Origin of the sequence: Paenibacillus sp. FSL K6-0108 (genome assembly GCF_045040695.1) — a bacterium.
Lineage (GTDB): Bacteria > Bacillota > Bacilli > Paenibacillales > Paenibacillaceae > Paenibacillus > Paenibacillus pabuli_B.
Genome location: NZ_CP150288.1, coordinates 5,156,342 through 5,168,077, shown reverse-complemented (window position 1 = coordinate 5,168,077; position 11,736 = coordinate 5,156,342). Strand labels below are relative to the sequence as shown.

The window sequence follows — 11,736 nt, the reverse complement described above, 5'->3', positions numbered from 1 at the left end:
GTGAGTTACAATCTTTCTGAGGTGACCTTATCATGAAAGATAATATGTCAAACCTGATCGAAGATTTGTTTCACGGGAACCTACGGTTGGACGAGTCGATTCATCCTGAGCAGGCCGAGTATTACGAGATTAACAGCCAAATATCGGATATCATGCGAAACTACAAAACAAAGCTCCCGGATACAGAATATGATGCCTTGGAGCAACTAATTGACTTGATTGGACAATCTACATCTATGTACGTGGAAGCTGCGTTTGAGCAAGGTTTTCGTACAGGCGGCAGACTGATAATTGAGGTTTTAGCCAAATCGTGAGTATCTTTCTACCTTATGAGCCAGCAGACAATACACAGCAATTCAAAATCCCCTTCTCCATTACCACCGATCAGGCTGGCATGGGGGAGGGGACATTGCTTTATAAATTATTCTTTTATCTCACCAACTCATACCTACCGCGCCCCAATATTCTTACCCGCTGGCGTACCTGACCCAATCAGATCACTGCCACCCGCAAGCTTCAGAAAGTTACCCAATACAGGGGTGCCGTCTGCGGCACGGGTTACCGAAGGCACGAGGGAGATAAAGTCGGCTGCGCTGGCGAGCAGGCCTTTGTCGTTGACGCTTTTTTTGTTTTTCCACCAGACGTTGGTGCTGCTGACATCGGTTCCGCTGGTTTTGTCGCTGGCGCCGCCTTGGAAGGACAGATTGTTGGTGAAGATGTGGGTGCCTACATCAAAGGCGAAGTTGCTCTGCCCATTGTTATAGGAGGTGTTGTTGGTCATCTGGATCGAACCGGGATTGCTGTTATAGGTAAAGCCATGCTTTTTGTTATTAAATGCAATATTGTTCTCGACAATATGATTCACGGCAATTTTCTCGCCGCCCAGCTTGAAGCCGTTACCATCGCTGTTCGAAGTGGATGTTCCGTCGGCGGTGGCGCCGTTGCCGTAAGCGATGCTGTTACGGATCGTCACTGCGCCGATGGCGCCTGTGTCTGTTTTGCTATAGAGATCCCAGCCATCGTCTACGTTATAGGCAGCAATACAGCCGTCAAAGACGTTCCCTGGACCGACCGTCAGCTTGGCGGCAAAACCGTCTGCATCCTCGCCGTCATCCGGGTCATAGTTGTTGTGGGAGTAAGAACGAATGACTTCGTTATATGAAGGCCACTCACTCTTGGCAGCAGTGGAAGCATAACGTCCCATCTGAATACCTGTATCCCGGTTATGATGGGCTTCGATCTGCTCCAGACGGTTGTAGCTGCCCCCGATAAAGATACCGTTGTCGCCCGCACCCTTCACTTCAAGCCCTTTGACGAGCCAATAGTCTCCGAACATTTGAAGCCCACGATTGGTGGAAGCGAACGTTTGGGCCGAGAAATCAAAGACTGGTTTTTCCGATCCGTAGGCGACCAGATTTTTGCGTTGTGAGGCAGTGCCGCTGTTACCGCGTTCAATGGTAATCGTTTGCGAGAAACTGTAGGTTCCGCCGCGCAGATAGATCGTTTTGCCTGGAGCGATCTGGGTCAGAGCGTTAGCAAGTGACGTCGGACTGTTGATCGTTCCCGGATTGCTGGCAGAGCCGTTAGGGGACACATATAAATCACCCGCGGCCAGCGTAAGATTGGAACTATTTACCACTGGCTCTGATTCTGAGGCATGAGGCAATCCGCCTTCCAGCAGTTCTGCGGCACCCACTGAACCACCGCTTAACAGTAATAGAGGGAACGCAGCACTAAGACAGATGTTGGTCATTTTGGATTTCAGGGAACGTTGGGATCGTGCAGATGCATGAGTAGAATTGGAAGGGAATAATTTCATGATGCAAGCCTCCTTGGTTAATTGGAATAAGATATCGAGCTGGCGGGCAACCGTGCATGGACTGAACAGAGCGTACCTTCAACGAGAGTAAAACCTGATACGCCACGTGCTTTGTCATACCGTCCGGCTAGCTAAAGGGTAACCACCCGGACACAGGTTTATGGTAAATGTTGTAAGTGTTATCATCAATAATCATCTGATCAGATGGAGTTACATGCAGGCAGATCAGGCCTGGAAGCCTCCAATGCCTGTAATATCACTGGGTTTATGTAATCTTTCCATTGGGTGATAGCTCTCATTTAACGAAGAATCGTCTGAAATGAACGTAACGAAACACGCTTTTCCATCCTCAGAGCATCCGTTTTACCTTTGATCCACTCCTATGAACTTCACTGAATTCAAATTTAATAGCAGCATGCGTACTGAAGTGAAGATCGCCCCCGAGTTAAACATGAAAAAGCCCTGATCTCAGCTGCAATTGGCAACTTGACGATCAGGGCGATGTTTTATTCAGAATGCAATCTGCTTACTCGAAATACTCACTCCAAATACTCACACACATGCTTTAACAGTGTTGACTTATAAGTCTAAACGCGGTCCAGCTACCTTAATATCCGTCCGTCTCACGACTGCGCTTCTTCGCTTGCTCCACGCTTGGTTCATGTTTCGGTTGAACTGTCGCACTATCATCGGTTGGCACTGACGCCAGTCCTTCGGCTACACGACGACCGTAGTCGGCATCCGCTTGGGTAAAATGAGAGATCATGCGCTCCCGGATATCCGGTTTGCATTGGGCCAGAGCATCGACCATGTTGCTGATCAGCTCATCCCGCTCCCAATCCTCGAATGCCCGGTAGGTGTCTCCGGCTTGTCCAAAATCATTCGTACGTTCGATCTTCTCACGCACTAGCCTGCCTTCCACCAACGGTTCATGTTCCGGGCCGCGCGGTGTAGCTTCTTTTAACCCACCAAGAGAGGAAGGCTCGTAGTTCACATGCGGATTCTGCCCCGGTGCACGATCCACCTGATATTGCATCTGTCCGCCGCTCTGATTCGTTGCAACCCGGTTCTTCGGCGCATTCACGGGTAGTTGCAGATAGTTCGCACCCACCCGGTGACGCTGGGTATCCGAATAGGAGAAGGTGCGTCCTTGCAGCAGTTTGTCATCCGAGAAATCGAGTCCATCCACCAATACACCTGTGCCAAACGCCGCCTGCTCCACTTCAGTGAAATAATCTTCGGGATTGCGGTTCAACGTCATTTTGCCTATAGGCAGAAACGGAAACTGATCCTGCGGCCACAGCTTGGTTGGGTCCAGCGGGTCAAAATCCAGCTCTGGATGCTCACCATCCTCCATCACCTGAACACACAGCTCCCATTCGGGATAGTCTCCTTGTTCGATGGCGTGATACAGGTCGAGTGTGGCATGGTTAAAGTTCTGCCCTTGAATATCGCTGGCATCCTTCTGGAGCAGGTTGCGTATGCCTTGATTGAGCGGTTCCCAGTGATATTTAATGAGTACACCAGTGCCTTCCTGATTCACCCATTTGTATGTATTGACGCCCGACCCCTGCATTTGCCGATAGTTGGCCGGAATTCCCCAAGGGGAGAAGAGAAACGTAATCATATGGGTAGCTTCGGGACTTAGCGAGACAAAATCGAAAAACCGCTCCATATCCTGTGCATTGGTCAACGGGTCTGGCTTGAAGGCATGCACCATATCCGGGAATTTGAGCGGGTCACGGATGAAAAAGATTTTTAGATTGTTGCCGACCAAATCCCAGTTGCCGTCTTCGGTATAAAATTTAACCGCAAATCCGCGCGGGTCCCGCAGCGTCTCCGGGGAATGCCCGCCATGAATGACGGTCGAGAAGCGTACGAACACGGGCGTTTGTTTGCCTTTTTCCTGAAAAAGACGTGCTCTCGTGTACTTCGATACGGGTTCATTTCCCGCCGTTCCATATGCTTCAAATACGCCATGAGCTCCAGCCCCGCGGGCATGCACGACCCGTTCCGGGATACGTTCGCGGTCGAAGTGTGTAATTTTTTCGAGAAAATGATAGTTCTCCAGCGTAGTCGGTCCGCGGCTGCCCACGGTTCGTACGTTCTGATTGTCCGTGATGGGGTGACCCTGTCGGTCTGTTAATGTGTCTGCCGCTGTGTCTGAGGAATGCTCAGGGTGTGAAGACTGATTATCCATGGAGCACCGCCTTTCCTTAAAGTGGATTCTTGTATATATTTTCCCTGTAAATTGGTTCTATACATTAAACCTCGCAAATAACCTAGCAAAAAAAAGCTTGTCACCAACCTTACTGCGTGGGATAATTAACTTTTGCCCAGCGGCCTTTTTTGAACGGAAAATGAAATTTGGACCGCTTGTCTAAGAATGGAGGCTGACCTAGGATTGTCTACACAACGTTATCCTTTTGCATATGATCCGGCTGAACCTTTTGTATCCCGTCTGGGAGAGTGGGTTGCCGATGTTTTTTACGATATTTTGCCAGAGTCCGGCTTCGAGGTACGGGATGAACAGATTTTTATGGCGTACCAGCTCGAACGGGCCTATGGAGATAAAAAGACCATTATGGCTGAGGCTGGTGTAGGGACAGGCAAGACGTTAGTCTATCTGCTCTACGCGGTCTGTTATGCACGTTATACAGGTAAACCGGCCGTGATTGCCTGTGCCGATGAGTCCTTGATTGAACAGCTGGTGAAGCCAGGTGGAGATATTGCAAAGCTCGCTGAACATCTGGATTTGGTAGTAGATGCACGTATGGGCAAATCACCGGACCAATACGTCTGTTTGAACAAATTAAGTGCGATGAGATTTGCAGACGAGGACGCACAGGTGATTGAAGAGGTGCATGAGAGCCTTCCGGATTTTGTGAACACGCCGGGTACGCTTCAGGCATTCCATCCGTATGGTGACCGCAAACAATATCCACATCTGAACGATCGTCAGTGGAACAAAATCAACTGGGACCCTTTTCAAGACTGCTTCGTTTGTCCAAAAAGACAACGCTGCGGCTTGACGCTGTCGCGTGACCATTACCGTCGTTCCAAAGACATTATTATCTGTTCCCATGATTATTACATGGAGCATGTGTGGACCTATGAAGCGCGCAAACGCGAGGGACAACTGCCACTGCTGCCTGATCACAGCTCGGTTGTATTTGATGAAGGACATTTGCTGGAAGAAGCAGCCCTGAACGCACTGAGCTACAAATTGAAACACCGTATCTTCGAGGAGCTCGTGACCCGGCTGCTTGAAGGCGAGATTCGTGAATCTCTCGCGGAGCGAGTGGATGAAGCGATTGAGAGCAGTGAACGATTGTTTGCGCTGCTAGATACGTATACGGTAGCCATTCCCGGATCGGAACGGAAAGAAGTTCGGGTAGAACCGCCGCTGCTGCGTGAGATTGAACGTCTGACCAGCGTATTGGATGCAATTGGCGAAGAATTGGTATTTGAGAGCGGATTGTTCTCGCTGGATGGTTATCAGATGCGCGTCGTGGAAGAACATCTGGATATGATTCAGTCTGCGTTATCCCTGTTCCGCAAGGAAGATGGGTACATCTGCTGGGCGGAAGAGAGCGAAGATGAAACGACATTATCGATCATGCCGCGTACCGTGAAGGAAATTCTGAACGAGCGTGTGTTCAACACAGGCATTCCGATTGTATTTTCATCCGCAACATTATCCGTGGACAATTCTTTCCGTTATGTGGCTGACAGCCTAGGTATCGACGATTTTGTATCGTTCTCGGTGGCTTCCCCGTATGATTATGCGGATAAAATGCAGATGAAGATTACCGATGAAACGGTACCTGGTCACCCGGAGAATGAAAATCGCATGCGTGATGCGGTGTCGTTACTTCAGGAGAGCGGAGGACGTGCGCTGATTCTGTTCCGTACGATGGAAGAGCTTCGTGCATTCAAGCAGGATATCGTTCATATACCTGAAGCAGAAGGTTTGCGCTTTATGTATGAGGGCGACCGGGAGATCAGTGATCTGATCGCGGCGTTCCAGCAGGATGAGGAGAGTGTGCTGTGCTCCGTCAATCTGTGGGAAGGACTCGACGTTCCGGGACCATCGCTATCTAACGTCATGATCTTGTCGCTTCCATATCCACCGCAAGATCCTGTCTTTAATGCCAAACGAAATGCATCGGCTTCGCCTTATGAAGAGATCGATCTGCCGTACATGCTGCTGCGTGTGAAGCAAGGTCTAGGACGTTTGATTCGGACGAGCAGTGATTCCGGTTCGGCGGCCATCCTGGATGAATCACTGTATACCAAAAAGGAAGCCAAAGACCGCATTGCGGCCCTGCTTCCCGAAGGTGTGGAATGGACAACCCTGACACACTAACGACTAAATCCTAAAACCATACTAAATCGTACATTAGATTCTATGTTCTAACCGGGCCGAAACGGCTCCCATCAGAAAAAGCTCTTGTTCTCTGCGGATGCATCATCCGTATGTGACCAAGAGCATATTTTTTTATTATGATGGTTCCTGCAATGTACTTCTATTCTCTTTTTTTGAGGAATTTCCCCTCACTCCACATCGCTCCAAAATTCTAACGAACCTATCACACCTTATTAGAGTGATAATGAAGAGATGTAAATTTTAACGAATCTCAGTAACGTTATCCCGCCGAAAATAGCTTTTAAGCCTGTAAATCGACTGAATTCGGAGTAATAACGTCGCTATGATTCGTTACATGTCAGACCTGCGCAAATAGGAGCGAATAGCGTGTGTCAGGTTCATTAGAACTAATAACCCATGAGCGAATAAGGGAGGGCCTCTGTCAAGCTTATAACTTATGGGCTCATGACTTAGGGGAGAGTCCCTTTTTGGTGTGTACAGACTTAGCTATGTTAAAAAATACCCATGCTCAAATACCGTTCCCCGGTATCCGGCGCAATGCAGAGCACCCGGTGACCCGGCCCCAGTTCCTTCGCGATGCGAAGGGCGGCCCACACCGAAGCCCCAGAGGAAGGGCCGAGCAGCAGCCCTTCCCGGGCAGCAAGCTGCCGCATCGTATCCAGTGCGTCCTCATCGGACACCTGGATGATGGCATCCCACACGTCGGTATTCAGGATGTCCGGAATGAACCCCGGACTTGTACCGACGAGCTTGTGTGGTCCGGGCTCGCCACCGGACAGCACCGGAGAACCTTTCGGCTCCACCGCATATATACGGATATCGGGTAGCCGCTTGCGCAGTTCTTCGCCCGTTCCGGTAATGGTGCCGCCGGTTCCCGCCGTGGCAATAAAAGCATCCAGCTTGCCATCCATTTGCTGCATAATCTCGGGAGCGGTCGTGATCCGGTGAATATCCGGGTTCGCTTGATTCTCGAACTGCTGCGGAATGAAACTTCCCGGAATGTCGGCCTGAAGTTCTTTCGCTTTGCGAATTGCACCAGGCATCCGTTCCGCAGCAGGGGTGAGCACCACATCTGCGCCATAGGCTTTTAGAATGTTGATGCGTTCTTTGGACATGTTGTCCGGCATGATTAGAATGGCCTTATATCCTTTGGCTGCGGCGTTCATCGCAAGACCGATGCCGGTATTGCCGCTGGTCGGCTCGATGATGGTTGCACCGGGAAGCAGCAGCCCTGCCCGTTCAGCTTGGACGATCAGGTTGTAGGCGGCACGGTCTTTGACGCTGCCGCTGGGATTGAAATATTCCAGCTTAACGTATACATCAGCGGAATCGTTGCCTGTAAGTCTGTTCAATCTGACGGCAGGTGTCTGGCCGATCAGTTCGGTAACATCTGCGGCAATGCCTGTATGTGCGGGTGTTTGATTTTTAATATTCAAGTCCATGAAGTACAACTCCTTGATTGATGAGACGTTGTGAGCTAATCCGGTTGAACTCAAACCCTACTGAACAAGTCTGTCCACCGTTAATGTCCGTAAGGCTTGTATTTGTTATAGGAGTGGAATTAGTCCCTGCCTGATCGGAATGGTTGGATATCTCTATTCCATCTTAATGAACAGACTCTACTCGGGTCAACTTGTTTCATTTAAGGAGAAGAGATCCAAATTTGAGCGAGCATATGAGGAGAAGATCAGCAGAACAATCAGCCAGGGTCATATTTGGGTATAATATGGTCAGAGTTGAGTCTGCGTCAAGTCCATATCGAGATGTCGACTAAGCTCTTTTTTTACTTCATTCCGCGCAAACGTCCAGAGCATATAAAATCGCTGCAAATACCCTCTGCACAGATACTGGGTTTCGATCCCATCAATTTGCCGTTTCTCCTCCAGAACCTTGACGCCACGAGTTCTCATCTGTTTGCGAAGCGTCAGCATTTCCTTAAGTACATCATTCTGAATGCGGGTTAGCGACAGAATATAGACCTCTGGCATTTTCAGCTGCAACGTATCCAGTGTGCGTATATCCCGTTCAAGCACATCCAGCAGCAGGGTGCGTACAACCATGTTTTTAATCAATCGGTGGTCTTCATCCGCAGGGGATGGGGCGGAAGGGGATGATGACATACTTTCACTTCCTTAACCTTGGATTCGGACATGTTCTTATTTACAGAACGTATGTTCTTATATTATAATCAATATATGCAATGATGATACACAATACAACCGAGAAATATTGGAAGTAGTCCGTATGTGATTTATGCTGAGGTTGCAGGCGGTTAAATAGGGACAAGCCTTCTCCAAAATAAGGTATAATTTTTGGGTTTTGCAGGAAACCTAAGGGCATAAAGAAAACGACTTAATGCATCAGAGGAAGAGATGAAGAGGTAGAGAGCTTTTGGTCCGTTGGTAAAGCGAAGGTTATGAAGGGATTTCGGAAGCATTGCAACAAAAAGCCCCTGCCTTGGGCGGCAGGGGCAGATCATCTGCCGAACCAGACGGCAGAGTTGTATATGAGCATAAAGCGGTTAGGCCAGATACTGAGGCTTTTCGTATAGAGCCTCTTTTTCCAGAATCACTTTGTAAGGTTTTTCTTTACCCTTCAGGGAAGGGCCAATCGTAGTTAGCGGTACGGCCGGTTTGTGGAAACGATCTTCTTCCTTGGGTTCCGGAACCGGTCGTGATGATTCGGGCGCAGAACTGAGGCGTACCTTTTTCTCGCTGCCCCAGCGCTTGCTTATTTTTTTCGTTTCCGGTTTCATTCCGGTTCGCCTCCTAACAAATCGTTGATCGCGTTGAACAGATGACGATTCTCCAAATCCATCTGCTGAAATATCGCCTCATCCGCTTCAATATGTCCAATAATATGGACTGTGATTACATACCTCTTGGCTACAGGATAGCATAGCAGATACTCTTTCTCAAGGTAGTCGTCGTAGAGATTGATCTTGATTTTGTTCTCCCGGTAAGAATCAATAACCAGAATTCGCTTCGGATCATCAGGTTGTTTGTCGTCGTTAGCGGACAAGTTATATTTTCTCCCCGGTTCCCCAACATTACCACATAATTGTTCAATATGACCACTGTCATCTGTACGGTATATGGCTGTCCCACGCACGGCAAATGGAGGAAGGGATACAAATGCACTACGAAGTGCATCGCTCATTCGCTCCAACATGATTGCATCTGCTTTGCGGGTACGCAGTAACTCCCTGAAGAATCGCAGCAGCTTGAGCAGCTGTAACCGCGCTTCCCCCTCAGACCTTTTATGCTTTTCGATGATTTTTTCCACTTCGGGATCGCTCCAACGTCCCTGTTCTTCGATGCTGTCGGCGATTTTGGAACAGGCCACCGAAACTGCTGGCGCCCATTTCCCGTCTGAACGAATTTCATAAACCAGTGGATTTAACCCCAGCAGGTCTGTAGGCATGCGTAAACCTTCGATCTTGGAGGTGTCTTTGATGTCCGTAATATCTTCAGGAAGAATGAAAAAAATACGCTTTCGTCCTAGCCGACCCATAAACAAACCCATTTCCAGCATTGTATTATCACGGACGGAGGCATAGTACTTCCCGCGAATTTTTGATATATCATCCGGATGAAAAATAAAAATGGCAAAGTCAGTCGTGCGGACTTCTGCTTCCAAATCGTCCATGGTATAACTGCTTGGATTAAAAACTCCGGAGTACCAAGGGGTAACTTCGGCCGAGAAACGCAAGTTTTCGTGTACTGCGGCTGCAATCGGCTTCGCTTCCAGCGAGCAGCCAATAAACACTCTTGGCTTTAACGTTTTCATCAATCCGCCTCGCTTAAACGGGTAGTGGGAATCAATTGTTATATTATACCATAAAAAGCAGAGTAAGTCTGGAAACGTTTAGCTGAATCAAAGATAAGCCGATTACATCTGCTATAGTGTATGTGCAAGAGGAAAATGATTCCTTTAAAATCCGCGGAAAAATAAAAAATGGCCCCAAATTGTCACAGTTGGGTGACTGGACAGTTATATTTGGAAGCTTCAATCATAGAATGAAGGAGCAGGTTGCACTATTAGGTAGAGAAGCTTGTCCTGGTGTGGCTGTTTGGCGGCTTATGCAGGACAAAGTGTGCTTTTTGCGCATTTTTGAAGGGTCTGCTGTTTCGACCCAATCATATCGGTGTTATATAATAGAAGAATAAGCAAGTTAGCTTTGATGTTTAAGCAGAATGAATGATTACACGTTTTGAATCATGTTGAACTCACATTCACACAGGAACGAAGAGTGCAGAACCCGTCTGTAGAAGCGAAGCGTTCGCCTTTATCAACGAATTTTCCCATTTGAAATATGGGATCAGAAAAATTCGTGGATAACAGCGATCGAAAGAGGGTACTGCAATCGAAGTGGGTTAAGTGTGATATCAGACGTTCGACTTTGTGCATAGTGTAATATTTCAATTCGTTTAACCAAGCACAGCTAACCACCAACAGACAGAAAGGATCAGGATACCATGAGTTCCCGAAGGATAATCTCCCCAAGGACGATCTGGAAACGTTACGATCTCTCTTACACTTAGCGCCCCTTGTAGAGTACACCACCGTAAAGAAAAAAACGGCTGACTCTGCGAAAGAGGGGATTGGAATGAATAATATTCGAAGGACAAATACGATGATTTCTTCCAGGCTTGCCTTTTGCAGGGTACGGTCGGTATAAACCAACCTTTACCAAACTGCGAGGGAACCTGAATGAAGAGAACATCGTTAACCTTACAACAAGTTAAGACAGAGGCGGGAAAGTTCGCCATTATGCTGCTCGGAACATTTATTTTGGCATTTGCCTACTATCACATTAATTATCAGAATCATTTATCGGAGGGCGGATTTGTCGGTCTGGCCCTGCTTGGAAAATACGCGACAGGCTTATCACCTGCGATCGGCATGCTGCTGCTGGATATTCCAGTCATGATTTTGGCTTGGTTCATCAAGGGCTGGAAGTTCATGATTCAGGCGCTGCTGGGTGTGGCCGCATTCTCATTGTTTTATGACGGGTTTGAGCGGTACTCCACCCTGGTCATTCCGTTTCACGGTAATCTGTGGATTCCGGCAGTTCTGTCCGGTGTGATCACCGGCGTGGGCGCTGGCATGGTGCTTCGATTCGGCGGAGCAACAGGCGGAGATGACATTCTGGCGGTGCTCATTAGCCGTTGGAAGGGCTGGAAGCTGGGAACGGTTTTCTTTGTCAGCGATGCGTTTGTACTGGGATTGTCGCTTTTCTTTCTACCGGTAAAAGAAACTTTATATACCATTCTGGCCGTATGGATTGCCAGCAAAGTGATTACGTACATGGTCAGTTTCCCGGCTCGCCGGACGGTTACCACCTCAGCTGTGAAGCTGCCCGTGTCGACTGCAGCCAAAGTAGTCAGCGGTGCTTCACAACGAGCCCCGGTGGCTGCTAGAGGAGTTTCGCATTAAACGAAACAGCCACCCTATTCGTAATGAATGCTGCTCGAGTAAGGTGGGCTTGCCTCATACCAAACACAAAGCCCTTTTGCATGCTTGA

Annotated in this window: 9 protein-coding genes; 3 read left to right on the top strand and 6 right to left on the bottom strand. The window is 48.5% G+C overall.

Going from position 1 to position 11,736, the window contains the following annotated elements; translation table 11 throughout:
* Window positions 1–32: 32 nt before the first annotated feature.
* Entirely contained in the window at window positions 33–314 is a 282-nt protein-coding gene (locus MHB49_RS23505; protein ID WP_405153208.1) for a DUF6809 family protein, read from the top strand.
* Between the two features lie 134 nt (window positions 315–448).
* Here MHB49_RS23505 and MHB49_RS23500 read toward each other — a convergent pair whose 3' ends face one another.
* A complete protein-coding gene (locus MHB49_RS23500; protein ID WP_405153207.1) occupies window positions 449–1,819 on the bottom strand; it encodes a right-handed parallel beta-helix repeat-containing protein in 1,371 nt (456 codons plus the stop codon).
* A 607-nt stretch (window positions 1,820–2,426) separates the two neighbouring features.
* Window positions 2,427–4,019, bottom strand: a complete 1,593-nt coding sequence (locus tag MHB49_RS23495) for a catalase (protein ID WP_405153206.1) — start codon at window positions 4,017–4,019, stop codon at window positions 2,427–2,429.
* A gap of 186 nt (window positions 4,020–4,205) precedes the next feature.
* On the opposite strand from MHB49_RS23495, the gene MHB49_RS23490 reads away from it, so the two are divergent.
* Window positions 4,206–6,188, top strand: coding sequence for an ATP-dependent DNA helicase (locus tag MHB49_RS23490; protein ID WP_405153205.1), 1,983 nt, complete (start codon window positions 4,206–4,208; stop codon window positions 6,186–6,188).
* 512 nt (window positions 6,189–6,700) lie between these two features.
* On the opposite strand, the gene cysK is transcribed toward MHB49_RS23490, so the two are convergent.
* The 4 genes from cysK to MHB49_RS23470 form a co-directional block, all read right to left on the bottom strand.
* Window positions 6,701–7,651: a cysteine synthase A gene (cysK, locus tag MHB49_RS23485; RefSeq protein WP_405153204.1), complete on the bottom strand. Its 951-nt coding sequence runs from the start codon at window positions 7,649–7,651 to the stop codon at window positions 6,701–6,703.
* A gap of 288 nt (window positions 7,652–7,939) precedes the next feature.
* Window positions 7,940–8,329 (bottom strand): hypothetical protein, encoded by a 390-nt coding sequence (locus MHB49_RS23480; protein WP_405153203.1) that lies wholly within the window; start codon window positions 8,327–8,329, stop codon window positions 7,940–7,942.
* Window positions 8,330–8,730: 401 nt separating this feature from the next.
* Window positions 8,731–8,964 carry a hypothetical protein gene (locus tag MHB49_RS23475; RefSeq protein ID WP_062324317.1) on the bottom strand — a complete coding sequence of 78 codons (234 nt, stop codon included), beginning with the start codon at window positions 8,962–8,964 and terminating at the stop codon, window positions 8,731–8,733.
* Window positions 8,961–9,998, bottom strand: a complete 1,038-nt coding sequence (locus MHB49_RS23470; protein ID WP_405153202.1) for a nucleotide-binding protein — start codon at window positions 9,996–9,998, stop codon at window positions 8,961–8,963. Before MHB49_RS23470 ends, MHB49_RS23475 begins: the two co-directional genes overlap by 4 nt.
* A 924-nt stretch (window positions 9,999–10,922) precedes the next feature.
* Between MHB49_RS23470 and MHB49_RS23465 the strand changes: the two genes are divergently transcribed.
* Window positions 10,923–11,648, top strand: coding sequence for a YitT family protein (locus MHB49_RS23465; RefSeq protein ID WP_405153201.1), 726 nt, complete (start codon window positions 10,923–10,925; stop codon window positions 11,646–11,648).
* Window positions 11,649–11,736: the final 88 nt, after the last annotated feature.